Raw genomic sequence first — 24,765 nt, 5'->3', positions numbered from 1 at the left:
CTCGGTGGAGTCTCCGATGGCGACGGCCGTATCAGCGCTCACTGCGGATGCCCCTGTTCGTCTCCGAGATGGCTCGTTGTGAAATCGTCGGCCAATTCGCCGCCGACGGTGGCGATTTCCATGGGTGCCGCAACAGCTTGTGCCGCACCAGGTTTCAATTCGAACAATTCGCGCAATGCCTCGGCGTAACTGCCGCCGCCCGGCACCGAGGCCAACTGCTTGACCCGGACCGTGGGCGCGTGCAGCAGTTTGTCCACCACCCGGCGCACCGTCCGGCCCACTTCCTCACGTTGCGGATCGTCCAGATCGGGAAGCTTGGATTCCAGCCGCATGAGTTCGGCCTCGACCACCTCGGCCGCGCGCTGCCGCAGCGCCGCGACGGTCGGGGTGACTTCCGCCATCCGCTGACCGGACAGGTACTTGGCGAGCTCCTCGGCGACCAGGCCACGGGCGGCGCTGGTGTCGTCCGCCGCCACACCGGCCGCGGGGTCCCGCTGCAGGGTCTCCATATCGATGACGGACACATCGGGCAGCCCGGCCACCGCGGTATCCACATCGCGGGGCAGGCCCAGATCGCAGATCACCATCTGATGTCCGGCCCGCGAGACGTTCAGCGCCCGGTGGGCATCGGCGAGACTGACCACCGTGCCGACCGCACCGGTGCTGGTGATGACGAGGTCCGCGTCGGCCATGGCGTTGACCAGGTTCGACAGCTCCACTGCGCCGGCGGGCGCGCCGTGCATCGTGGTCGCGGTGGCGGCGAGGCGCTCGGCACGATCGAGAGTGCGGTTGACCACCACGATCCGGCCTATTCCGGCACGCGCCAGATGCGCCACCGAGAGACTGCCCATCGCGCCCGCGCCGACCACCACCGCGGTCCGCCCGGTCAGATCGCCCAGAATTGCGGTGGCACGGTCCAGCGCCACCGAAACGACGGAGGCGCCGGCCCGGTCGATACCGGTCTCCGAATGCACTCGCTTACCGACGCGCAGTGCGTGCTGCGCCAGCTCGTGCATGGTGCGCCCGGCGGCCTGTTGCGCATCGGCCGCGGCGTAGGCCGCACGGATCTGGCTCAAGACCTGCTGCTCACCGACGACCATCGAATCCAGGCCGCTGGCCACCGCGAACAGGTGCTCGGCCGCGGCTTCGCCGTAGCGGACGTACGCATGCTTGGTGAGTTCCGGCAGTGGCAGATCCGCATGCTTCGCCAGCAGATCACCGACCTCCGCGAGACCACCGTGGAACGCGTCGACCACGGCGTAGATCTCGACGCGGTTGCAGGTGGAGACGATCATCGCCTCGGAGACATGCTGCGAGGCCAGCATCCGGTCCGTGAACTTGGGCCTGTCTTCCTCGGTGACCGCCACCTTCTCGAGCACCGCAACCGGGGCGCTGCGATGCGAAATTCCGACGAGAAGCACGCTCATGGTGCGACCACCGATCCCTTGCTGGTTGGCTCCGTTGCCGAATGCGAGGTTGTCTGACGGGGAGTTGACTGACGGGCGGCGCGACCGGCGACCCGGCGACCGATCGAGGTGGATGCCGCGCGCACGGTCTCCCCCGCCGCACGCCGCTCGGAGCCGACAGCAGCGGCAGGCCGCTCAGTGCCGACGGCGGCGGGCCCGTCCACGGATTCGAGATCAGCGCTGCGGGCCCGCTCGAACGACAACATCTGCAGTTCGACGGCGAGATCGACCCGGCGCACCTCGACGGTCGCGGGGACCGCGAGATTCACCGGGGAGAAGCTGAGAATGCACTGCACACCGGCCTCGACGAGTTCGTCGCAGACGCTCTGCGCGGCGGAGTCGGGCACGGTCACCACGGCGATCGTGGGCCGCAGGTCCGCAACCGCGCTGTGCAGTTCCGCGGTATCGCGCACCCGCAGGCCACCGACCGAGGCGCCGACCGATTCCGGATCGTTGTCGAAGATGCCGACGGTGGTGAAGCCGCGCCGGGAGAATCCGCCGTAGCCGGCCAGGGCACGGCCCAGATTTCCGGCGCCGACCAGAATCACGCGGTGCCCGTCGGCCAGACCGAGGACGTCCTCGACCCGCGCGCGCAGCTTTGCCACGTCGTAGCCGACCCCCCGAACTCCGTTGGGGCCGAGAAAGGATAGATCCTTGCGTAGCTTGGCCGAACCGACACCCGCCGCGACAGCGAGTTCTTCACTCGATACGATGAGCACACCCTCGTCGGCCAGGACGGCGAGGACTCGGAGGTAGGTGGCCAGTCGGGTCACCGTCGCCTGCGGGATGTCCTTATTGATGGATTTGCCGGAAACGCTGTTCAGAGCTCTGCCGGAGGCGCCACTGGGCGTCTCATGCTGCTCTGTCACGTCGTTCGGCTCCTCGTCCGGCCGGGGATGATATCCGGGCTTCGCTTGTCCACCGCCGACGCCGGGGGTAGGCATCGGTCTTCGGATCCGTTTTCGTACACGGGTGCGGTGCGTCCGCCGCCAGCGGCTAGGCGGGTCGCTCGCTCCCCACCGTAACCGCTTGTGAAGCCCTGCACAAAGTCGGTGAATTCAGTCACTCTCCACTCATCACACTGTTCCGTCCTGTTCAGCGGGTAATGGCGACTCTGTCGGCGGCGTGGCATTTAATGGCGGCATGAGTACCGCCACACATTCGGTGACTTTGCTGACCCGCGACGGCTGCGCCATGTGCACGGTCGCGCTGACGCAGTTACGTGCGATCTGCGCCGACTTCGGTCTGCAGCCGGCAACGATCGACGTCGACGCGGCCGCGGCCACCGATCCGTCGCTGCGTGCCGAGTTCGGAGACCGGCTGCCGGTGGTATTGCTGGACGGCCGTGAACACAGTTACTTCGATGTCGACGAGCCCCGCTTACGCGCCGATTTGAGTCACTGAGCACACATCCACGAGCAGCCATCGGAACAGCGCTTCGCTCGGCTAATGTTGGAGTGATCGCGCGAACAGCGGAGGTACTGGTGCCGGAACGATCGAAAGATGCGAGGACGGGTTTCATCGCGGGCAGGTTCGGCGAATTCCCGGCCCGCTGGGGGCAAGGCTTGTCGGACCAGCTCACACGGATCGCGCGCAGTCCGTTCGGGCCCAGTGAGGAAGAGGTTCGCGCCAATCTCGCCGGCGAGGCCAGCGCGGACGCGGCCCTCGCGCTGCACGACGCGGAATTGGCGGAAACCGATACGGCCGAATCCGCGTCGGAATTGCCGCCGCACGCACGCCCGCCACGGGATCTGACTGCCGCCGCATTCTTCGATGTGGACAACACGATGGTGCAGGGCGCCTCGATTGTGCATTTTGCCCGGGGACTTGCGGTCCGGAAATATTTCCGGACCTCGGATCTGGCCGATATCGCCTGGAAGCAGGTGAAATTCCGGGTCACCGGGAAGGAAAGCCAGGGCGATATGGCCAGCGGAAAGGAAAAGGCGCTGGCATTCATCGCCGGCCGGTCCACCGCCGAACTGGCCGAGCTGGGCGAGGAAATCTACGACGAAATCATCGCCGACAAGATCTGGCCGGGTACCCGGGCATTGGCGCAAATGCATCTGGATGCCGGCCAGCAGGTCTGGCTGGTCACCGCCACACCGGTGGAGCTGGCTCAGGTCATCGCGAAACGACTGGGTCTGACCGGCGCCCTGGGCACGGTCGCCGAAAGTGTCGACGGTGTCTTCACCGGCCGCCTGGTCGGCGATATTCTGCACGGCCTCGGCAAGGCCCACGCGGTACGTACCCTGGCCATTCGCGAGGGACTCAACCTCAAGCGCTGCACGGCATATTCCGACAGCCACAACGATGTCCCGATGTTGTCGCTGACCGGCACCTCGGTGGCCATCAATCCGGATTCGGACCTGCGCGAAGTGGCGAAGAATCGCGGCTGGGAGATACGCGATTTCCGCACCGGCCGCAAGGCCGCGAAAATCGGTGTTCCGACCGCACTGGCATTGGGTGCGGCAGGTGGCGCCGCGGCGGCCGTGCTGACCCGGCGCCGCGAACAGCACGCGTGAACATCGGCCGCCGCATCCGCGGCGGCCGGTTCAGCCGGTGAACGGATTGCGCCGCTTGGTGAGCAGTTTGTAGAGCGTCTGCTGAATGGTTTCACGAACCTGATCGGTGACCTCGAACATGGTCATGGGATCGTCGGCGGCCTCGGCCGAATACTCGCCGGTGGAGATCGGGGCACCGAATTCGATGGTCCATTTCGACGGTAGCGGGACGACCCCGAGCGGTCCCAGATGCGGGAAGGTCGGTGTCACCGGGAAATACGGCAGTCCGAGCAGCCGAGCCAGCGGTTTGAGGTCGGCGAGCTTCGGATAGATCTCCTCGGAACCGACGATCGAGCACGGAATGATCGGCGTCCCTGTCTTCACCGCCGCCGACACGAACCCGCCTCGCCCGAAGCGCTGGAGCTTGTAGCGCTCGGAGTAGGGCTTACCGATGCCCTTGAAGCCCTCGGGGAAAACACCGGCCACAGCGCCCGACCGCAGCAGCCGCTCGGCATCGGCGGGGCAGGCCAGCGTATGTCCCGCCTTGCGCGCGATACCACCGACCACCGGCAGTTCGAACACCAGGTCGGCGGCCAGCAGCCGCAGCGGGCGGTGGTCCGGATGACGGTCGTGCACCGCGAGTTGCAGCATCAGCGCGTCGAGGGCCACCACACCGGCATGATTCGACACCACCAGGGCCCCGCCCGACGACGGGATGTTCTCGATGCCGTTGACCTCGACCCGGAACCACAACTCCGACAACGGACGCAGCGCGGGCAGAATCACCGACTCGAGCAAGTGTTCGTCGAGGCCGAATTCATCGACCGGATAATCGCCGGTGAGCCGACGTCGAGCAAATTCCGCGCCGCCGCGAATTCCCTCCGCCACCGCACCCCGGACCATATCTCCCAGCGTGCGTGGCGGTGCTGCCTCGGCGAGCCGCTCGGTCAGTGATGTCACCGGTTGCACTGCGGAATCACCGGGCCAGCGCCGGGTAACCGGCCGTGGGCGTGTTTCGAAATCCGTATCGTGCAGGTGAATGACTTTGGCCACGTCGTTCATCTATGTGCTCCCGTCTCGGCCCCGACGAGGCCGAGGAGTCTGTTCTCTGCAGCGGCGATCCAGTTCGGATCGATGACGGGTCGCAACGCTGCGCCCCCGATGAAATCGTCGAACGCCTGCACCGTCGTCCAGCGCGGTGCGAAGCCGAGTTCGGTGCGCATTCTCGTGGTGTCCAATCCACAGCCGAAGTGGAAATAGTCGATCTGCTCGGTGGTGAACTCACGCATCACCGGGCCCATGAACGACCGGCCCACCGTTTGGAAGACACTCATGGGTACTGGTAATTCGACGCGGCCGGCCCGGCGGATGGCCTGCGACAATGCCAATGCACCGTCCCCCGCGACATTGAAGGTTCCGCCCGGTGCGGAATATGCGGCATGGGCCAGCGCGTCGATCGCATCCTCTTCGTGCAAGAACTGCATACGCGGGTCGCGACCGAAAATCGTCGGTGTGATCGGGGAACGAAAATACTGCACACCCCGCCCCGCCAGGCAGGGCCCCACAATCGGTGGTAATCGGAGTATCGCCGCGGCGATATCGGGGCGCCGGCGCGCCAGCCCGCGAGCGAAAGCCTCCACCTCGATCATGTCGCGCGCGAACCATCCACTCGGCGGTGTGCGTGCACTCATTTCCTCGGTGAATTTCGCCGGGTCCTTCGGACCGCAGCCGTACACTGCCGAGGACGAACGAAGTACCACGCGACGTACACCGGGCGCCTTCTGGCACACCGCCATCAATTGCATGGCACCGAAGACGTTGTAATCCTTCATCGCCGCGCGGCCACCACCGGCGGGCGGACGCGACAGCACCGAAGGATGTACCACGGTGTCGACCTGATTCCGCTCGATCACCTTGCGTATCAAAGGGTTTCGAATGTCTGCGCGAACGAACTCGGCGCGGCCCATCCGCCGCAGCAGATCATGGCTGGGCATCCGGGTATCGACCGCGATGACCCGTTCGATCGCGGGATCGGCGACCAGCCGGGTGACGACATTACCGCCGAAGAACCTGCTAGCGCCGGTGACCAGCGCAACGGTGGGCGGCCGGTCACTTCTACCGGTCGCCGCGCTGTCCCGCCTGTCCGAACCTTCGCCGAATCCCACCTGCACACCCCTGCTTGGCCGAGTTCCCCGATACCAGACTAGCGGCAGATTCCGAGGCCGCCGAGGGGTTAACCGGGTTCTAACGCGAAATTAAGTTGGACGAAGCAAAAGCCCGCCGTCGAGGCTCGACAGCGGGCTTTCGATTCGATTTTTCAGCGCGTAAGGCTTACTTGCCGAGTTTACGACGCTGCACACGCGTGCGACGAAGCAGCTTGCGGTGCTTCTTCTTCGACATCCGCTTACGGCGCTTCTTGATCACAGAACCCATAGGGTTGTTCCTCGCGTTCTCTCTCTACCCTCGGCACGCACGCCGGTTACGTACGCCCATCTTCCGGTTCGCTCGGCGGGCCGCCTGCAACCAGTGTTCAGCTGCCGATACCGAGGCAACGGCAGCGGGTAACACAACGGTGGTTCATCGTACCGGGCCGACCCACGGCGAACGAAACGGGCACCATCTGTGCCCGTTCCTGGTCACCGCCGGCCGCCGCTCCCGCTGACGTGCCGAACTATCGAACACCGGCGTCAGCCGGCATCGAAGTACGACGTCTGCAGGTAGTCGTGCACCGCCTTCGCGTGCACCCGGAACGATCGCCCCACTCTGACAGCGGGTAGTTCTCCCGAATGAACCAACCGGTACACCGTCATCTTGGAAACCCGCATGAGATTTGCCACCTCGGCGACAGTGAGGAACTGTGTTCCTCCGCCGCCCAGGACGGGACCGGAACTAGCAGAGCTGTTTCCAGACATCATCGCGTCACTGACCTCCGGCACGTCCGCGCCGCCGGCTTCCCCACCGGCGGAACAGACACGCACGTGCTACCTCGAGCTTAGCGTGACCAGTGGGATTGCTGCGACGGGTGGGAGAAATAGCACTGTCACCAGCCGATGTCACATCGACCGGTGACAGCCCCAGCCGGCCACACCGTGGTTACTCGCCGGTCGCACCCTGTTCGACCGAGCGCTGCCGGGCCGCATTCAACCCTTCCCAGAACGCCGAGCGCAGCCCGGCGCGCTCCATTTCGCGCACCGCCGCCGCCGTGGTGCCCGCCGGTGAGGTCACCGCCGCCCGCAACTCCGAAGGGTCCTGACCGGATTCCTCCAGTAGTGCCGCCGAACCCAGCATGGTCTGAACCACCAGTTCCTTGGCCACGTCGCGAGTCAGGCCCATCCCGACACCGGCCTCCACCATGGCCTCCACCACCAGGAAGAAATAGGCGGGCCCGGAACCCGAGACCGCGGTCACCGCGTCCATCCGGCTCTCGGTGACGGTCACGACCTTGCCCACGGCACCGAGCAACTCCGACACCATCTCCAGCTGATCGGCCTTGGCGTGGCGGCCGGCCGCGATCGCGCTCATCCCCTGGCCGACCAGCATCGGGGTATTCGGCATCACCCGGACCACCGGGAAACCCGCCGGCAACTTCGACTCCACCCGAGCGGTGGTGACACCGGCCGCCAGCGACACCAGGACCTGATCTCGATCGTTGTCCAGTTCGAGCTTGCCCAACTCGGTCACCACGGCATCCACGTCGTGCGGTTTGACGGCAACCACCAGCACGTCCACCCCCGCCGCTGCCTCGGCCAGACTGTCGGTGACCCGGATACCGAAACGCTCGCTCAACACCTGGGCGCGGGCCGCCACCATCTCGACCACGACCAGGTCCTTACCCGGCCGGCCGGCCTCGAGCAGGCCGGCAATCAACGCCTCGCCGATCCGTCCGCCACCGATCACCGCAATTCTCGTCATGGCAGTAGAGGCTATCCGTGTGGCGGCGCCGACACCGGACAGGGGCGAGCAGATCCGCCCCTTCGATCGCGACCCCACCGGCAGGGTGGCGCCGGGTCAGCGCGGCAGCGGAATCAATGCCAGCTGGCGTGTCTGTGCCACCACCGCGCCGGTGCTGTCGAGTACCAACTGATCCTCGTCGAACATGCGCTCACCGATCTCCTGGGCGGTCGCGATCACCCGCAGCCATCCCGGCGCCGGGCGACGCCGCAGATAGGTGGTGAGCTGTACCGTCGGCGCCCAGCCGAAGTGACCCAGATTCGCGGGCACCGGTGGACTCATATCGCCGGCCATCATGGCGAAGTACGCGGCCACGTCCGGATCGCTCGCGTCGGCATCGCGCGGCCTGATCCACAACCGCAGCCGCGGCTCGCCGTGTTCACCGGACAGGAACCGTGCCCACTGCGGATCGATCGCCACATCGGCGCCCTGGGCGACATTGACCAGACGCCCCATCGGGGAATCCTTCTCGTAGCCGATCGCCCCGGCCGGGGGCTCCGGCGGCATATCGGCGACCACCTCGCGGCGGTACGCCGGATCGGTGCCCTCCAGATGTGCGAATGTGAACGCCGAATGCACCAGCGGGCGTCCGCCCTGCACCAGGTCGGCGTCCACCAAGCAGATCTGGCGGCCCGTCTTGCGGATACGAACCTCGAATTCGACCGCACCCGGATCGGGTGCGCCCAGGAAATCGGTGCTCGCGGATACCGGGAACATCTCCGCCAGCCCCGGATGCGCGGTACGCAGCCGCGCCACGGCGGCGGCAGCCGATGCCGCGACCATCGTGCCGCCGTGCAATTTGGAGCCGATCGTCCAGACCGGATCGATCACGCCACCGTAGCGAGCGGTATCACCGGAGATCTCCAGCTCGGTCAGCGCGCAGACGCGACTGAACGGCGCATCGACCACATCCGGGCGGGACGAATACGACGTCGTGGCCGTCACTCGAGCTCCTCTCGCTACGCCGGAAGTCGGACCGGTCCGGCCCTTACAGCGTATAGAGGCTAACGCCGGTCCAGCGCGGGCCGGTTGTTCAGGTGGGTTCGGGCGAAGGTCAGGGCGCGGGTGAGCATGGCGGCGCGGTCGGCGGTGGTGCGAGCGTTCTGGGTGTTCACCTCGATGACCGCGTGGCCGGTGAAACCGTTACGCACCAGCGATTCACAGACCTCCACACAGGGCTGTGCACCTTCGCCCGGCACCAGATGCTCGTCGTGCGCGGCGCCGCTGCCGTCGGCCAGGTGCAGATGCGCCAGACCACTACCCATACGGTCGGCCAGTGCCAGCGGGTCCATTCCGGCCGTGGCGGTATGGGACAGATCCAGCGTGTAGTTCCGGTATCCGGTGTCGGTCGGATCGTAGGACGGGCTGAACGTCGTCACAGCGAGCCCGGGTCCACCACGGCGTTCCAGCCGGCGGGCCGAACCCGCGCGACGGCCGAACAGAGAATCGGCGCGCATCGGGAACATGTTCTCCACCGCAACCACGACCGGACCGCTCTGCTCGAGTTCGCCGACCTGCTCGGCGAAACTCTCCGCATAACGGCGCTGCCACCGAAACGGCGGATGTACCACCACGGTCGAGGCACCCAGCGCCTCGGCGGTGCGCACACTGCGCTCCAATTTGGACACCGGATCCGCCCCCCAGACCCGCTGCGAGATCAGCAGACACGGCGCGTGTATCGCCAGCACCGGCACGGCATAGCGCCGCACGAACGACCGGATCGTGGTGATGCTCTGACTGGCCGGTTCGGCCCAGACCATCAATTCCACCCCGTCGTAGCCCAGCTCGGCGGCGTACCGGAACGCCGCCTCGGTATTCTCCGGGTAGACCGACGCCGTCGACAAACCCACCCGAACGCCGGTCCCCGCCTGATCGCTGTGCCCCACTGCCACTCCCTGCTCAGTTCGTGCTGAGAAGGAAGGCTAGCGGGCCGAGCGTCACGAAGATCCCCACAACGACCGCGATCACCGTGCTGAAGATGTCGTCGGTGCGGCGCAGTACGCGAACCAGCGCCACCAATCCCAGGATCACCACCATCGCCAGCACCAGAGCGAGGAACGGCATGACGTCCCACATCTTCTCGAAGCCCTTGAACAGCAACATTCCCGCTACTGCCGCTCCGACGGCCTGGCCGCCCAGAATCATCCATTGGCGGCGATTGGTGTCTCCTGCCGGTAGCCGGTTCGACAGCAGCCGGCTCGGCAGTGCGCCGCGCAGCGGGACCCGGTCGAGCAGCGACCGGCGTGACCGCTCGGGCTGTTCCTCGTCCTCGTCGTACAGCTCGTCATCGTCGTAGTCGTCGTCCGGTTCGTCGAACTCGACCGGTGCGTAGAACTCGGTTCGCGCCTCGGCCGGATCGAGCAGGTCGATCACACCGCGCCGAGGGCCGCGATCGCGACCGGATCCGCGACGTTTGTCCTGATCGCCTGCATCGCGCAGCAGATCTCCGGCAACGGTCTGGCCCGACAACAACTGCTGATCGTGCTCGGCCAGCGACCATCCGGGCGACCGATCCTCGACGGGCTCGGGGTGCTGGTCGAAATCCGGCGGAGCCGAATTCGGCGCCGGCGCGGGAGTGGGGGCGGGAGCCGGGGGCGGTGGCGGGGGGCGCCGGCGCGCCGACCAGGCCGGCAGACCACCGGGCGCGGGGGCCCCGTTGCGGGCCGGGCCCTCCGCCCCGTTGCGTCCGAAGACCTCGGTGGGGTTCGGTGGCGGCGCGAAACCGGGACCGCCACCGAATTGCCCACGTCCGACCTCGGGTTCGGGCGCGGGCGGCGGCGCCCAGCCCATCGTCGGCGGGCCCGGGTCCGGCTGTACCGGGGCAACGAACATCGTCCGGCGCTCATCGGGTTCGGGACGATGGCGGCGACCGGTCGGGCCCGGATCGACCGGCGCCTCGGGCGCCCCGAAGGATGCACCGGCAGCCTCCCGCTCGGCCGCTTCGCGCTGTTCCCGGCGGGCCCGCCGACCGGACGGGGCCGACCCGGGCTCGGCGCCGAACGGATTCGCGGGCGCCTCGGGTGCGGCATGCCGGGTGGAAGCAGGCGGAGCGGACCGGAAATTGTCCGGCTCGTAGCTCGGCGCCCAGGCCGGTTCGCCGGCCGCACCGCTGTCGCCTGCCAGCGGATCGTAGAAGTTGATCGGTCCGGATGCCGGCGACTCGGTCTCGTAACCGGACGCCAAGTGGTAGTCGGGCAGCTGCTCGGGCTCGTCCGGCGCCGCATGTGAGGACGAACCTTCCCGTTCCTCCGGCAGGTCCCCGGTCAGATCGGAGACCGCGATGCCGCGCCCACCGCGCCGCCGGCGCCCGCCGCCGGAGGACGGCGTCCCCTGGCCGTTACGCGCCAGCAGTTCAGCGACCGACAGCTGGGTCGAATCCTCACTCATGCTGGGTCCTTTCCGATGTGACCGAGTTCCGCGTCATGGCGATACGGCTTCGGTCGGGCCCGGCACACCGATGGGCCGAGTACCACCCGCACCCGGGTCCGTGCCCAGGTCGGTATCCAGTTTCCTCAGGATCAGTCCTTCGCGCAGCGCCCACGGACAGATTTCGAGCGTATCCAGCGACAGCGCGCGCATGCTCGCCTCGGCCACCAGTGCGCCGGCCACCAATTGCTGTGACCGATCCGAACTGACACCTTCCAGTTCGGCCCGGTCCGCGGCGGTCATCCGAGAGATGAACGCGATCACCTGCCGCAAACCGGAACTGGTGAGGGTGCGTTGCGCCCGCGGCCCGGCCGAAGAAGGTGCGGAACCGGTGAGCCGGGCCAGCGAGCGGAATGTCTTGGACGTGCCGACGGCGCGATCGGGACGGCCGACCGCGAGCAGCTGTTTGGCCGGCACCACCAGTTCGGCGTCGAGCCAGTCCCGCAACACCGCCACCCGCCGCTTACCGGGCGGATCCTCCTGCAACCAATCTCTGGTCAGCCGGCCCGCGCCCAACTGCAGTGACAGCGCCACTTCGGGCTCCTCGTCGCAGCCGTTGCTCATCTCGAGCGAGCCACCACCGATATCGAGATTGAGGATGCGCCCGGCGCTCCAGCCGTACCAGCGCCGCGTGGCCAGGAAGGTCAGCCGCGCCTCGTCCACCCCGGCCAGCACCCGGAGATCGACCCCGGAGCCGGCGCGGACCTGGGCCAGCACGTCGTCGGAATTGGCCGCCTCCCGCAGCGCCGAGGTGGCGAAGGGCATCAACTCGACGCAGCCGGACGTCCTTGCGATGCCGGCGAATTCGGCGATGGCGTGGGTCAGCTTGAGCGCACCCTCGGGGGTGATGCATCCGGCGTCGTCCATATTCTCCGACAGCCGCAGGGTGGCCTTCGTCGAGCTCATCGGCATCGGATGCGCACCCCGATGCGCGTCCACCACAAGCAGGTGGACGGTATTACTTCCCACATCGAGGACACCGAGCCGCACAGGAACACGGTACCGGGACCGGCGCGAGGGCCGGAGGACGAACCGGAACTACGCGCCCCACCGGGCCGGGACTGTGGTCCGGACGACGAAACTGTTAGCGTCTGGCGATGTGACCGCAGGAGCATCCGCGCACGCCCATACCGAGCCGAACGACGCACCGGCGACGCCGAGACCAGCCACGAAGATCGATCCGGCGCCCGAGGTAGATCTCGACTTCCCCCGGGAGTGGATCGAGTTCGTCGACCCGGCAAACGACGAGCATCTGATTGCAGCCGACCTCACCTGGCTGCTGTCCCACTGGACCTGTGTCTTCGGAACGCCGGCCTGCCAGGGCATCATCGAGGGCCGGCCGGACGACGGCTGCTGTTCGCACGGCGCCTTCCTCAGTGACGACGACGACCGCAAGAAGCTGCACAAGGCCGTCAAGATGCTGACCCCGCAGGATTGGCAGCTGATGGACGAGGCCCGCGACAGCAGCGGCAAGGTCCGCAAGAAGCGGTATCTGGAAGAAGACGACCTCGACGACGAGCCCGCCCTGCGCACCCGCCGCTACGACGGCGCCTGCATCTTCCTCAACCGCCCCGGCTTCGAGGGAGGTATCGGCTGTGCGCTGCACACCATGGCACTGCGCAAGGGCCTCGAACCCCTCACGGTGAAACCCGAAGTGTGCTGGCAACTGCCCATCCGGCGCACCCAGGACTGGGTGGACCGCCCCGACGGCGAACAGATCCTGCGCACCACCCTCACCGAATACGACCGCCGCGGCTGGGGCTCGGGCGGACTGGATCTGACCTGGTACTGCTCGGGCTCGCCCGACGCCCACGTCGGCAGCAAGCCGGTCTGGCAGTCCTATGCCCCCGAACTGATCGAACTGATCGGTGAACCCGCCTACCGGGAACTGGCCCGGCACTGCGAACGCCGCGCCGGACTGGGCCTGATCGCGATCCACCCGGCCACGACCGCAGCCGGATCCGCCCCGTCGAGCCGGGAACAGCCGAGCCCGGAATAGTGCCCCCGCATCGGCGCTTGATACCGCTGTGGGCGTTCATATCCTGCTGATCTCCGGAAGCACTCGCAGCGGTTCCACCAATACCGCAACCCTGCGCACCCTCGCCGATGCCGCGCCCGACGGTGTCACCACCGAACTGTTCGACGGGCTGCTCGCGATTCCGGCATTCGTCCCAGGGGATCAGCCCTCCCCACCGGCGGTGGCGCGGCTCCGCGAACGACTGGCCGCTGCCGACGCGGTGCTGTTCTGCGCGCCGGAATACGCGGGCCTGCTGCCGGGCAGTCTCAAGAATCTGCTGGAGTGGACCGTCGGCACGGCCGACCTGCACGAGAAACCGGTGGCGTGGATTTCGGTGGCCGCGCCCCCGCGTGGTGCGGGCGCGGTGGACTCGCTGCGCACGGTACTGGGTTATGTGGGTGCGAACGAGATCGAATCCGCATGCCTGCGAACGACGGTGTCGAGCAGTATGGTCGGCGCCGACGGCATGGTGGCGGATGCCGCGGTGCGCGCCGCACTCACCGAATCGGCCGCCGCGGTGGCGGCCTGTTGCCGGCGGGCGTAATCGCCGACCCCGTCCGGCCATACCCCCGCCATGCGCGCGTCATCTGCCGGTGATACGTCTATTGCCATGATGAGGAATACCACGATTCGCCGAGTACTGGCCGCCGGCGCCTTTGCCGCCAGTGCCGCAATTGCCGCCGCACCGCTGGCGCATGCCGATGCCGACCCTTCGAAATTCTCCGAGCGCACCGCGGATTTCGTGAACTACACCGATCCGGTCGCCTACACCGGACAGGCCGCGGCATCCGGCAAGCAGGTCGTGCTGAGTCCCTACGGTGTCGCTCCCGGGCACACCATCGCCTGCCGCGGCAACGGCACCACGGTCCCGCTCTACGACTGCATGCAGCAGGACGATCTGGGGTGGATCACACTGCAGAAGTACGAGATCCCCGTCGTGGGCACCACCTGGGTCTACATGCCCTGATTCGGCCTGCCCGGCGACGAGAAAGCCGCGGCCCGCTCCGCTGCGGTCCGCGGCTTCTCTGGAACTCGAATCTACGGTCAGGCTTCGAGTTTGTAGCCCAGCCCGCGCACGGTGACCAGGTGTTCGGGTTTGGCCGGGTCCGACTCGATCTTCGACCGCAAGCGTTTGACGTGCACGTCCAGAGTTTTGGTGTCGCCGACATAGTCGGCACCCCATACCCGGTCGATCAATTGTCCGCGGGTCAGCACCCGGCCCGAATTGCGCAGCAGATATTCGAGCAGATCGAATTCCTTCAGCGGCAGCGTCACCGCACCGCCGTTGACCTGGACGGTGTGCCGATCCACATCCATCCGCACCGGCCCGGCCTCCAGAACGGTGCTCTCCGATCCCGCATCCATTTCCTCACCGGCGCCCCGGCGCAGCACCGCACGAATACGGGCGATCAGCTCACGGGAGGAATACGGCTTGGTGACATAGTCGTCGGCACCCAATTCCAGGCCGACCACCTTGTCGATTTCGCTGTCCCGCGCGGTCACCATGATCACGGGCACGCTGCTGCGAACACGCAACTGCTTACACACATCGGTACCGCTCATACCGGGCAGCATCAGATCCAGCAGGACGATATCGGCGCCGGAACGATCGAATTCCGACAGCGCCGACGGGCCATCGCCCACAACGGTGGCTTCGAAGCCCTCCTTACGCAGCAGGAATGCCAGCGGCTCGGCCAGCGATTCCTCGTCCTCGACGATCAACACTCTGGTCATCGGGTTGCCTCCACACCGTTTTGTCTGGTCCACCCCGCCTGGCGCGGACCGTCGTTCTTGCCCACCCCGGTTGCGGTGGGGTACTTCTCCGCCGTGACGGCGGAATTCTGAGTGCCGGCATCGGCGGCCGGAATGCGCAGCGTGAAGGTGGAGCCGGTGCCCGGTTTGCTCCACAGCGTGATTTCGCCATTGTGGTTGGCTGCCACGTGTTTGACGATAGCCAGCCCGAGCCCCGTTCCGCCGGTGGCGCGCGAACGTGCCTTGTCCGCACGGAAGAAGCGTTCGAACACGCGTTCCTGGTCTTCTTTGGCGATGCCGATCCCACGGTCGGTGACCGCGACATTGACGTGCCCCTCACGCAGTGACCGGCTCACCGAGACGTGCGACCCCTTCGGCGAATAGTTGATCGCGTTCTCGACCAGATTCGACAGGGCCGTCACCAGCAAGGTCTCGTCCCCGAGGATTTCCAGGCCACTGTCGGCGTCGGTACTGACCGTGATCCCGGCAGCCTCCGCGGCGGTGCGGGACCGCTCGAGGGCCGCATTCACGACGACATCCACCTCGACGTGCTCGAGTTGCGGCAGTTTCTCCGCCCCCGTGAGCCTCGACAGCGCGATCAATTCGGTGACCATCTTGCCCATCCGATTCGATTCGCTGACGAGTCGCTGACCGAAATGACGCACCGAATCGGGATCGTCGGCCGATTCCAGCATCGCCTCGGCGAGCAGACTCATCGCGCCGACGGGCGTTTTGAGCTCATGGCTGACATTGGCGACGAAATCGCGACGGGTCGCCTCCATCCGGGCCTGCTCGGAATCGTCGTCGGCGAACAGCACCACGAAGGTGGAATTCTCCCGCGACAACGGCCGCGCCACGCCACGCACCGCGATCCGGGCCCGCCCGGGCAGCGGATTCTTCAGGGTCTGATCGAATTCGACATCCATCCCGGTTGCGATGACCTTTTCCACCGCCGACCAGGCACGTTCGTCCAGCATGCGGTGGCGGATCAGGCCCAGCTCCTCGGCCCGGGGATTCACCAGAACCACATCGCGGTATTCGTCGACGACCGCGATACCGCTCTCGGAGGCCAGTACGATCAGATCCAGGACCTGGGACATGGTCAGCCCGGACTCGGCCGCACGACGTCGGGCCTGCCGCGCGTGCACATACGGAACCACGAGCCCGCCGACAGCCAGGCCGACAACGGCCGCGAGGACTGCCAGCAACACGGCCTGGGGAACGCTCACACCAAGAATCGTACGGTCGGCGATACGCTTACCGAACCCGGGTTGACGATGTTTCGTGCAGGTCACGGGCGATTACATGCCCGTTGGCCGGGTGTTCACTCAAAGTTGGCCGGTGGCGCCGCCGATAAGAAGAATCCCGGGTACGCACACCGTGGCGCGTACCCGGGACATGTCTGGGCACCTAGCGATTCACCAGCGCGGGTCCCCCTTGACCGGAATGTTCACGAAGCTGGGCGCATTCGGGTCCAGTTGCAGGTGCTCGGGCTTCAGGCCGGTGTCGGCGAGCATCGGCGCGATGGGTAGTCCCTTGGGGAAATTGCCGGCGAAGACATCGACACGCAGCCGATGTCCGGGAGCCAGCACCGCTTGGGTGGCGGACAAGGCGATATTCAGCTCGGTGGCTTCCCCCGGAATCGTGGGCTGCCGCTTGTCCAGTGAGGTGTAGGCCCGTGGATCGGTGTAGTCACCGTTCTCGGACCGGGAACTGCGCGCCTCGTCGACCTGACGGAGCGACGCCATCAACTGCCCCGAGGACAGCACGGTCGACTGCCCGTCGGGCGCGACATCGTTGACCGTCACCGTCCAATACCCGTCGGAGGCGTCCTGAACCGTATTGAGCCGCACCGCGATCGGGCCGGAGATGGTGGTCTCCTCCGCGACCGGCGCGCTGGTGAAGGTGAGCCCGTTGGTTTCCGCGATCCGCGAATCCTTACCGCAGCCGTCGATGACCGACAGCACCCCGGCGGTGGCCTGGGCGGCGTCGTTGGAGCACAGCATGGTGATCCCCGGTGCCACCGTCAAACGCTGTGGGCCACCGCGGAATTCACTGGTGAGCGAGCCGTCGTAGACGCTGTTGGCGGTGCCACTACGCTCACCCGACAGGTACATCCGCCGATACCGGGCGGCCTCCTCCGCCGGAGCCGACGGGCCGAAGCCACCCTGGGTGATCCAGCCGCCGCCCTGCTGGCGCAGGGTCACCGGACCGTATCCGTCGATACCGTTGTCGATTCCCTTGAGCCACTTGTCGAACCAGGCCCGCTGCAACACGTCCAAGCGTGGCGGCAGTCCCGGCTTGCCGTACTCGTTACCCGAGTTCAGGTGGTAGGTATTGCCCATGAACAGTTGCTTCTGTCCGGGCGGCAACGGAATCTCGTTGTAGATCTTGGATTCGGAGTAGGTGAACAGGTCGTGCCAGCCGCCGGTGACGAAGGTCGGCACCCGAATGCTGCTCGGATCACCCAGCCATGCCTGCCGTTCGGCGGACATCTCGTTCAACATCTGCTTCACCCGAGGATCCAGGGTGTCCATATTGGTGTTGGTGTACGCGTGGATCAGCACGTCCATATAGGTGTACGGGTCGCTGATCCGGTCGTCGAGCCACTTGCCGTCGAATTTGCCCGTCACGATGGACTGCACGTCCGGCACCCATTTCAGGCCGTTGATCGCGGTCAGCCACAGCGGAATGAAGTTGAAGCCGAAGCCGCCCCCGGGCGCGAGTACATCGTCGACCAGGTCGCTACCGGGCACCACCGGGAAGATCGCTTTCAAGGCCGGCGGCTGTTTCTCGGCCACCTGTACCTGGTTGATGCCGGAATACGAGATGCCGTTCATCCCGACCTTGCCGTCCGACCACTGTTGCCGGCTCGCCCAGTCGATCACCTCGACGGTGTCGCGCTGCTCGCGGTCGCGCAACATATCCCACTTCCCCTGGGAGAAGCCGGTACCGCGCACATCGACCACGACCTGGGTGTAACCGCTCTTGATCAGTTGCCGGTCGACCGAGAAGTTGCGCAGTTCACCGCCGCCGAACGCTTTGGTGAGGTCGGTGACACCGGACAGCGGGGTTCCGCTGAGGTCGATCTGGCGCAGCAGGTTGAGCAGCGCATCCGACAGTCCCGGGATCGCGTTGGCGTGATCGGCCAGGTTGGACACCAATTTGGTGTACGGGGTCATATTCACGATCACGGGGGTGCGGGTGTCGATCGGATGACTCGCGGCATCGGCCGGGCGGTACACGTTGCCCTTCAGCACCGTGCCGTCGCTCATCGTGATCGGCACATCCCAGTCGATGTGGATATTCGGATACTGCTGCGGACCGTCCTCGGCAGCGGTCCAGGCCGCACCGGCGGCACCGCCGTCCGGCCCGGTCGCGACGGGCCCGGCCTGGGCCGGCGTCGCGAAGAACGGGATCGTGACGGCAACAGCGAGAGACGCGACTGTGGCGCGCAACGCGTACTTCATCGGACGTGATCCACCTCTCGAAATGGTCGAACGTCCGGAAGCCTATCTACCGACGAGTAAGTTTCAAAGTTCCCGCACAGCGCGTCTATCACGAACGCGCCGCGGTCCCGAGGAACCACGGCGCGTTCGGAGTTGTCGGTTCGACGCGGCGGACTACTTTCCGCCCTGATTCGCCACCGCGGCCGCACCCGCGGCAGCCGCCTCGGGGTCCAGATACTGCGCCGGTCCCACCGGACGCAGGTTCTCGTCCAGTTCGTAGCGCAGCGGAATACCGGTGGGGATGTTCAGCCCGGCGATGTCCTCGTCGGAGATCCCGTCCAGATGCTTCACCAGCGCACGCAGCGAATTACCGTGCGCCGCAACCAGAACCGTCTTACCGGCAATCAGTTCCCGGGAGATCGTCGACTCCCAGTAGGGCACCATCCGGGCCACGACGTCCTTCAGGCATTCGGTCGGCGGGACGTCGATATCGGCATAGCGCGCATCGCCGGACTGGCTGTACTCGCTGTCGTCCTCGATCGGCGGCGGCGGGGTGTCGTAGCTGCGACGCCAGGTCATGAACTGGTCGTCACCGTACTGGTCGCGAACCTGCGCCTTGTTCTTCCCCTGCAGCGCACCGTAGTGCCGCTCGTTGAGGCGCCAGTCGCGGATCACCGGGATCCAGTGCCGGTCGGCGGCGTCGAGTGCGTAGTTCGCGGTGCTGATCGCGCGGCGCAGCAGCGAGGTGTAGACGATATCGGGCAGAATGCCCTGCTCGGCGAGCAGTTCGCCGGCGCGCTTCCCCTCGGCGATGCCCTTGTCGGTCAGGTGCACATCCACCCAGCCGGTGAACAGATTGAGGGCATTCCATTCGCTTTCGCCGTGGCGCAGCAACACGAGGGTGTACGTCATGGGGCCAATGCTAATAAAGCGGTATTTCGGCTACGACCACAGGTAGATGCCCGGTAGCGCACCCCACAGCGAGAGGACAGACGTCGTACACCTGGCCCGCCACCTACGCATCGAGCCCACCGGCACCGGGCAGCACATATCGTGACGCACAGCACAGCAAGGTGGCGATGAGTTTCAGGAGGCGGTGCCGTCCACATGGCCATGAGCACACGGCAGAGCAGCACAGCAACCGGCGGACAGGTCGGCATGGTCAAAGGGCCCGCCTCCTACTTTCCGTCCATCGAGAAGAAGCACGGGCGGCCGGTTCAGGAATGGTTCGACATCATTCGCGGGGCCGAGTCGACCAAGCACATGGAGATCGTCGCGTGGTTGAAGGCGGAACACGGGCTCGGGCACGGGCATGCGAATGCGCTGGTCGCGTATGTGCGCAGCATCGACAAAGGTGAGAGCTGAGGATCAGCGGGCCAGGGCGGCCGCTCCGACCAGCGTCGCCCCCTCCGTGATCGACGATTTCTCCACCTGCAGGTCGCGGAGGAAGCCGAGCCGGGCATGCCTGTGCACCGCGGCCAGTAGCGGATCCCACAACGGGGCCCCCGATTCGGCGAAACCTCCACCGATCACTACCCGATCGATGTCGAGAGTCGCGGCGGCAGCCGAAACGGCCTGTCCCAGCGCGGTTCCGGCGCGCGCCAAGGCCGCCAGCGCGGTGCGGTCACCGGAATTCGCCGCACGGGCCAGCTCCGCGCCGGTAGCGCCGGCCCAGCCCTGTTCCCGGGCCCAGCGCACCGACGACATGCCACTCGCCACCGCCTCCACACATCCGGTCCCACCACACGCGCACGGCACATCCCAGCCGGGCACCACAATGTGGCCCACATGTCCCGCATTCCCGGTGCGCCCGAGCAACACTCGCCCTTCGCTGACGATTCCACCGCCGATCCCCGACGACACAGTCATCGCCAACCCCTGACGGACACCGCGCAATCCGCCCACCCGAAGTTCCGCCGCAGCCAGGGCTGCGCCGTCGATGGCGAAATGAATCTCAGCCCCCGGAAAGAGTTCGCCGACAGCATCCACAACGGGGAACCCCGCCGACCACTCGGGGATATTCAGCGGAGCAGTACTGCCGCTGTCCCGATCGACCGGACCGGCAGCCGCGATGCCCACCGCAGTCACCTCGAAGCCCGCACCGCCGCAAGCATCATCGGATCCGGCCAGTTCGACCACCCGCGTCAGCAACGAGCGGCAAGCCGCCCACACCTCGCCCGCCGGCACATCGATCCGGGTGATGTGACGCAACTGCATCCCGATCCCGTCGGCCCGCACCGCATCCGCACCCACTACCGCAGCAGCGAATTTGGAGGCACCGATATCCAACGCAAGCACACCCATACAGCAACCGCCTCCCGATACGAGTCGAATCGCGTTGCCGAGCTACCCGGCCGGCCGAAGATCAGCGGCGCTCGGACTCCGCTGCCGAAGCGTCGTCGATCAAATGCTCGAAAGCACGCAGATTCTTCAGCGACTCCCCCCGCGAAACCCGCCACTTCCATTCCCGGCGAATAGATTCCGCGAAGCCCAACTCCAACAACACATTGAAATCGCCGTCGACCGCCTCGAGGATCTGACCGAAGATCCGATCCAACTCGTCCGCGGTCACAGCATGCGTCGCGATCCGGCCCACCAGATAGATATCGCCCACCCGATCCAGCGTGTACGCCATACCGTAGAGCCGGCGGTTACGCCGCAGCAGATACTTGTAGACGCCCTCGAAATTCTCGTCCGGCTTGCGGCAGACGAAACACTCGACACGCACCCCGTGCTTACCGACGGTCAACATCACCGTCGTCTTCAGCTTGCGCTCGCCCGGCAACACCACCACGAACGTATCGACACCCTCGCGGGTGTACTCGATCTCCCGCTCGCGCACGGTGTCATCGATCAACTGCGCGGTCTGCGCGATGGTGTCACTCACCGGCGCACAACTCCCATCCGGCGCCGCCACAGCGCCCGCGACCTGGCCTGATTACTGTCACTCAGCGTCGTTGTACCCGGCAGCCGCGAACGCACACCCCGCACCGTGGCCAACGCGTCCGAATAGCAGTCGAGCAATCCGTCGGCAGTATGTTCCCAGGAGAATTTCGTCGCATGCTCCACCGCTGCCGCCCCCATCTGCCGCAGCCGATCCGGTTCGTCGAGCAACCCCCGCAACGCCGCACCCCACGCACCGGCCCGATGGCCCGCCACCAGACGCCCCGAAACCCCGTCCCGCACGGCAGTACTCAACCCGCCCACATCAGCGGCGAGCACCGGAGTACCACTGGCCTGCGCTTCCAACGCGACCAAACCGAACGACTCGTTGTGACTCGGTACCGCCACCAGATCCGCTGCGCGATACACCTGCACCAGCCGATGCGGCGGCTGCGGCGGCAAGAACGTCACCCGCTCGGAGATACCGAGCGACGCGGCCAAATCGATCAACGCATCCGGACGCTCCAACCCCGTCCCCGACGGACCACCCACGATCAACACCCGTAGCCTGCGATCCGGTTCGGCCCGCAACACCTCCGCCGCCGCGTGAACCAACACATCCGGCGCCTTCAACGGCTGAATACGGCCGACGAACGCCACCACCTGCTCATCCGGATCGATCCCGAACTCGGCCCGCGCCGCCGCCCGGTCCCCCGGACAGTACCGGCCCAGATCCGCGCCCGGCGGCACCACATCGATCCGCTCCGGCTCGGCGCCGTACAACTCCACCAACTGCCGGGCCTCCCGCCCGGTATTGGCCACCAGCCGATCCGACTCGGCGATGATCTGCTTCTCCCCCACCACCCGAGACAACGGCTCCGGCGCATCCCACTCCGCGAGGAAAGCGTTCTTCACCGCGGCCAGCGTATGCGCGGTATGCACCAACGGCACCCGCCAGCGATCACGCGCCAGCCAACCGACCTGCCCCGACAACCAGTAGTGCGAATGAATCAGGTCGTAATAACCGGGTAGCTGCCGCGCCTCCTGCCGCAACACCTCCGCCGCGAACGGGCACAACTGCGTCGGCAGATCATGCTTGTCCAACCCCTCGAACGGGCCCGCCACCACATTGCGCACCAATACCCCCGGCGCAGCCTCCACCACCGGCTCGTCGTTCGACGACGTCGCGCGGGTGAAGATCTCCACCTCCACACCCCGGCGCGCCAACTCGACCGCCGACTGCAGGACATAGACGTTCATACCGCCCGCGTCGCCGGTACCCGGCTGCGCGAGTGGAGAGGTGTGCACCGACAACACCGCAATCCGATGCGGACGATGCTCGGGGCGATTACTCACATACGCCAGTGTGCACTCAGCGAGGAGTCAACCGTTATGCGCTTGCCCACCAAGTGAGGGCAGTCACAGCTGTGTTATTGGCCTCCGCTTCGCTGCGGCGGGGTTTCGGCCCCCTTTGCCTCGATTTTTCACTCCTACGCTCAGTCGCTTCGCTCCCTCCCTCCGTCGCTCCAAAATCGAGGCGGGCCGAAACCCTTGATAGGAGCTTGCTGAGGGAGGTTTGCCTCGGGGGTTGCGCTGGTTTCGGGGCTCGGCTTCGCCTTCGGGGTGGGGCGGGGCTCGACCCATTCTTTGCGGTGCACCGATCGGGGAGGTTGCGGGGCCTTCTCGGTCCGCACTCCGTGGTGCTAGTCCAGGCTGTTGACGAATTCCCGGACTTCGTCCGCGAAGCGCTGGGGGTCTTCGATGAACAGGCCGTGCTGGGCGTCCTCCCAATACGACGCTCGGGCGTGGGGGGCGGTGTCGGCGATGTGGCGGCCGTTGTCGATCGGGACCACCGGGTCGGCGGTGCCGTGCATGACGAGTACCGGGATATCTAGGTTCTGCAGTGTCTGCGTGTTGTCCGCGGTGCGGTAGAACAGCGCCTTGCGTACCCGCGGCCTGGTGGCGAGGCTGCCGCCGAACAGGCGCTGTGCGTCGTTGCCCTTGTCGCGGCCGGGGCCGGTATTGGCGTTGCCGAAGGCGGCGAAGCCGCGCATCGCACGGCCGGCGCTCTCCTCGAAGACGTCGGGAATGGCCTTCTGCATCGCGGGGCCGGTCTGCGCGCCCTCGACACCACGGCCGATATTCGCCTGCGAACCGCTGTACACCACACCGGCCAGCGCACCGGCCCCCACGACGGTCAGGTAATCACTGAGCACGATGCCGCCGTAGGACCAGCCCAGCAGCACCGCATCCTTGTCGATTCCCTCCGCGGCCAGCACCGCGGCCACATCGGCGGCCCAGTTCTCCGGGTTGTCGTAGCCGGTTTCCGGCGCGTCCGAGTACCCGTGCCCCCGCAGATCGACGGCGACCACCCGGAACGTCTCGGCCAGCAGTTGGGCCGCCCGGCCCCAGCACCGCAGCGTCCCCGCCCATCCGTGCAACAGGACCAGCGGCCGTACCTGCTCGGGCCCGGAGACCTCGTACACAATCCTGGTCCCGTCCGCGCTGACCACATCCCGAATCGCCATAGCGGCCAGATTAGCGGCCGGCATCTCGGCGAGGACGAGGACAGCAATCCAGCGAGCCACCACCTTATAGAAAGGTAGCACCTTCTTGACAGTAACTGTCAGACAGGTACACACTACTTCCAAGATTCGAGCGCGTTGCGCAACCGGACGGCGGAGCAACCGGACGATGGAGGTAGTGGCGATGTCCCTGCGGGAGAGGCAACGGCGTCAGATTCGCGCCGATATTCAGCGGGCGGCATTCACGCTGTTCATCCACTCGGGATTCGACGAGGTCACCACCGATCAGATCGCGGCCGAGGCCGGCGTGTCACCGAGCACCTACTTCCGGCATGTCCGCAGCAAAGAAGATCTGCTGCTGGATCCGGTACGTGAGGGCGGCGCCGGGATCGCCGGAATCCTGGAGGAGCGTCCTGCCAGCGAGCCCGCCGATATTGCACTGTCCCGGTCGATCCTCGAACGTTCCACGGGTCTGCACGGACCGGAGCTCGAGCAGTGGCGCGCCGCCTTCGCGACCGCACCGCATCTGCTCGAGCGCGTCGCATTGATCCCACCCGACCATCGACTGCGGCTGGTCGAACTGACCGCCACCAGGATGGGCACCGACCCGGAAACCGACAGCAGCCCCGGGCTTCTGGTTCATCTCATGCTCGCGGCGGCGGAGTTCGGCTATCTGCAATGGCTGCGCAGCACCGACAATCCCGCCGCCTCGCTGACGGTATGTGTCGAAGGCGCGGTCGCCGCTGTTCTCGACGCCCGCTGGCGTACCCGGCACTGATCCCGACCGATTCCGAC

At 66.5% G+C, this 24,765-nt stretch carries 26 protein-coding genes; 7 read left to right on the top strand and 19 right to left on the bottom strand.

Translation table 11 applies throughout. The features are described from left to right. Positions 1-38: 38 nt before the first annotated feature. Both NV2_RS20710 and NV2_RS20705 read right to left on the bottom strand, forming a co-directional pair. Positions 39-1,427: a glutamyl-tRNA reductase gene (locus NV2_RS20710; RefSeq protein ID WP_067876923.1), complete on the bottom strand. Its 1,389-nt coding sequence runs from the start codon at positions 1,425-1,427 to the stop codon at positions 39-41. Continuing rightward, on the bottom strand, positions 1,424-2,335 hold the full coding sequence (locus tag NV2_RS20705) for a redox-sensing transcriptional repressor Rex (protein WP_067877135.1): 912 nt from the start codon (positions 2,333-2,335) through the stop codon (positions 1,424-1,426). The genes NV2_RS20710 and NV2_RS20705 overlap by 4 nt, the downstream gene beginning before the upstream one ends. A gap of 274 nt (positions 2,336-2,609) precedes the next feature. On the opposite strand from NV2_RS20705, the gene NV2_RS20700 reads away from it, so the two are divergent. After that, on the top strand, positions 2,610-2,870 hold the full coding sequence (locus NV2_RS20700) for a glutaredoxin family protein (RefSeq protein ID WP_067876920.1): 261 nt from the start codon (positions 2,610-2,612) through the stop codon (positions 2,868-2,870). 80 nt (positions 2,871-2,950) lie between these two features. Further along, positions 2,951-3,988, top strand: a complete 1,038-nt coding sequence (locus NV2_RS20695) for an HAD family hydrolase (RefSeq protein WP_373863598.1) — start codon at positions 2,951-2,953, stop codon at positions 3,986-3,988. A gap of 30 nt (positions 3,989-4,018) precedes the next feature. Here NV2_RS20695 and NV2_RS20690 read toward each other — a convergent pair whose 3' ends face one another. The 9 genes from NV2_RS20690 to NV2_RS20655 all read right to left on the bottom strand — a co-directional run bounded on the left by NV2_RS20690 (position 4,019) and on the right by NV2_RS20655 (position 12,334). Continuing rightward, on the bottom strand, positions 4,019-5,029 hold the full coding sequence (locus NV2_RS20690; RefSeq protein ID WP_067876917.1) for a lysophospholipid acyltransferase family protein: 1,011 nt from the start codon (positions 5,027-5,029) through the stop codon (positions 4,019-4,021). Then, positions 5,026-6,057, bottom strand: a complete 1,032-nt coding sequence (locus tag NV2_RS20685) for an NAD-dependent epimerase/dehydratase family protein (protein WP_067877127.1) — start codon at positions 6,055-6,057, stop codon at positions 5,026-5,028. The genes NV2_RS20690 and NV2_RS20685 overlap by 4 nt, the downstream gene beginning before the upstream one ends. A gap of 241 nt (positions 6,058-6,298) precedes the next feature. After that, positions 6,299-6,400: a 30S ribosomal protein bS22 gene (locus NV2_RS30965; RefSeq protein WP_003402602.1), complete on the bottom strand. Its 102-nt coding sequence runs from the start codon at positions 6,398-6,400 to the stop codon at positions 6,299-6,301. Between the two features lie 254 nt (positions 6,401-6,654). Next, a complete protein-coding gene (locus NV2_RS20680) occupies positions 6,655-6,882 on the bottom strand; it encodes a helix-turn-helix domain-containing protein (protein ID WP_067877125.1) in 228 nt (75 codons plus the stop codon). A 178-nt stretch (positions 6,883-7,060) separates the two neighbouring features. Then, positions 7,061-7,879: a pyrroline-5-carboxylate reductase gene (proC, locus tag NV2_RS20675; RefSeq protein ID WP_067876914.1), complete on the bottom strand. Its 819-nt coding sequence runs from the start codon at positions 7,877-7,879 to the stop codon at positions 7,061-7,063. 96 nt (positions 7,880-7,975) lie between these two features. Continuing rightward, on the bottom strand, positions 7,976-8,863 hold the full coding sequence (locus NV2_RS20670) for a thioesterase family protein (protein ID WP_084475181.1): 888 nt from the start codon (positions 8,861-8,863) through the stop codon (positions 7,976-7,978). 59 nt (positions 8,864-8,922) lie between these two features. Further along, entirely contained in the window at positions 8,923-9,768 is an 846-nt protein-coding gene (locus tag NV2_RS20665) for a sugar phosphate isomerase/epimerase family protein (RefSeq protein WP_084475192.1), read from the bottom strand. 49 nt (positions 9,769-9,817) lie between these two features. Next, positions 9,818-11,305, bottom strand: a complete 1,488-nt coding sequence (locus NV2_RS20660; RefSeq protein ID WP_067876909.1) for an Rv0497 family membrane protein — start codon at positions 11,303-11,305, stop codon at positions 9,818-9,820. A 33-nt stretch (positions 11,306-11,338) separates the two neighbouring features. Continuing rightward, positions 11,339-12,334, bottom strand: a complete 996-nt coding sequence (locus NV2_RS20655; protein ID WP_067876907.1) for a Ppx/GppA family phosphatase — start codon at positions 12,332-12,334, stop codon at positions 11,339-11,341. A 109-nt stretch (positions 12,335-12,443) separates the two neighbouring features. On the opposite strand from NV2_RS20655, the gene NV2_RS20650 reads away from it, so the two are divergent. The 3 genes from NV2_RS20650 (at position 12,444) to NV2_RS20640 (ending at position 14,328) form a co-directional block, all read left to right on the top strand. After that, complete coding sequence (locus NV2_RS20650; protein ID WP_373863597.1) at positions 12,444-13,343, top strand: DUF3109 family protein; 900 nt, start codon at positions 12,444-12,446, stop codon at positions 13,341-13,343. Between the two features lie 28 nt (positions 13,344-13,371). Beyond that, on the top strand, positions 13,372-13,905 hold the full coding sequence (locus NV2_RS20645; RefSeq protein ID WP_067876905.1) for an NADPH-dependent FMN reductase: 534 nt from the start codon (positions 13,372-13,374) through the stop codon (positions 13,903-13,905). A 66-nt stretch (positions 13,906-13,971) separates the two neighbouring features. Further along, a complete protein-coding gene (locus NV2_RS20640) occupies positions 13,972-14,328 on the top strand; it encodes a hypothetical protein (protein WP_067876903.1) in 357 nt (118 codons plus the stop codon). Positions 14,329-14,405: 77 nt separating this feature from the next. Here the strand turns inward: NV2_RS20640 and NV2_RS20635 are convergent, their stop codons facing one another. The 4 genes from NV2_RS20635 to NV2_RS20620 all read right to left on the bottom strand — a co-directional run bounded on the left by NV2_RS20635 (position 14,406) and on the right by NV2_RS20620 (position 19,474). Then, the gene (locus NV2_RS20635; RefSeq protein ID WP_067876901.1) at positions 14,406-15,095 is read right to left on the bottom strand and encodes a winged helix-turn-helix domain-containing protein; all 690 of its coding nucleotides are present in this window, start codon (positions 15,093-15,095) and stop codon (positions 14,406-14,408) included. After that, positions 15,092-16,342: a sensor histidine kinase gene (locus NV2_RS20630; protein WP_067876898.1), complete on the bottom strand. Its 1,251-nt coding sequence runs from the start codon at positions 16,340-16,342 to the stop codon at positions 15,092-15,094. The genes NV2_RS20635 and NV2_RS20630 overlap by 4 nt, the downstream gene beginning before the upstream one ends. A 189-nt stretch (positions 16,343-16,531) precedes the next feature. After that, on the bottom strand, positions 16,532-18,583 hold the full coding sequence (locus tag NV2_RS20625) for a CocE/NonD family hydrolase (RefSeq protein ID WP_067876895.1): 2,052 nt from the start codon (positions 18,581-18,583) through the stop codon (positions 16,532-16,534). 153 nt (positions 18,584-18,736) lie between these two features. Beyond that, positions 18,737-19,474, bottom strand: a complete 738-nt coding sequence (locus NV2_RS20620; protein WP_067876892.1) for a phosphoglyceromutase — start codon at positions 19,472-19,474, stop codon at positions 18,737-18,739. A gap of 201 nt (positions 19,475-19,675) precedes the next feature. Between NV2_RS20620 and NV2_RS20615 the strand changes: the two genes are divergently transcribed. Beyond that, positions 19,676-19,927, top strand: a complete 252-nt coding sequence (locus tag NV2_RS20615; protein ID WP_245662708.1) for a DUF4287 domain-containing protein — start codon at positions 19,676-19,678, stop codon at positions 19,925-19,927. 3 nt (positions 19,928-19,930) lie between these two features. Here the strand turns inward: NV2_RS20615 and NV2_RS20610 are convergent, their stop codons facing one another. The 4 genes from NV2_RS20610 to NV2_RS20595 all read right to left on the bottom strand — a co-directional run bounded on the left by NV2_RS20610 (position 19,931) and on the right by NV2_RS20595 (position 23,973). Next, positions 19,931-20,866: an ROK family protein gene (locus NV2_RS20610; RefSeq protein WP_067876886.1), complete on the bottom strand. Its 936-nt coding sequence runs from the start codon at positions 20,864-20,866 to the stop codon at positions 19,931-19,933. A 61-nt stretch (positions 20,867-20,927) separates the two neighbouring features. Beyond that, the gene (locus NV2_RS20605) at positions 20,928-21,449 is read right to left on the bottom strand and encodes a type III secretion system chaperone family protein (protein WP_373863596.1); all 522 of its coding nucleotides are present in this window, start codon (positions 21,447-21,449) and stop codon (positions 20,928-20,930) included. Continuing rightward, the gene (gene mshA, locus NV2_RS20600) at positions 21,446-22,801 is read right to left on the bottom strand and encodes a D-inositol-3-phosphate glycosyltransferase (RefSeq protein WP_067876881.1); all 1,356 of its coding nucleotides are present in this window, start codon (positions 22,799-22,801) and stop codon (positions 21,446-21,448) included. The genes NV2_RS20605 and mshA overlap by 4 nt, the downstream gene beginning before the upstream one ends. A 347-nt stretch (positions 22,802-23,148) precedes the next feature. After that, a complete protein-coding gene (locus tag NV2_RS20595; protein WP_067876879.1) occupies positions 23,149-23,973 on the bottom strand; it encodes an alpha/beta fold hydrolase in 825 nt (274 codons plus the stop codon). Positions 23,974-24,154: 181 nt separating this feature from the next. Between NV2_RS20595 and NV2_RS20590 the strand changes: the two genes are divergently transcribed. Next, entirely contained in the window at positions 24,155-24,748 is a 594-nt protein-coding gene (locus tag NV2_RS20590; RefSeq protein WP_174550610.1) for a TetR/AcrR family transcriptional regulator, read from the top strand. Positions 24,749-24,765 lie beyond the last annotated feature (17 nt).

This window comes from Nocardia vermiculata NBRC 100427 (assembly GCF_001613265.1).
GTDB classification, from domain to species: domain Bacteria; phylum Actinomycetota; class Actinomycetes; order Mycobacteriales; family Mycobacteriaceae; genus Nocardia; species Nocardia vermiculata.
This window is presented reverse-complemented; position numbering and strand designations above follow the sequence as displayed.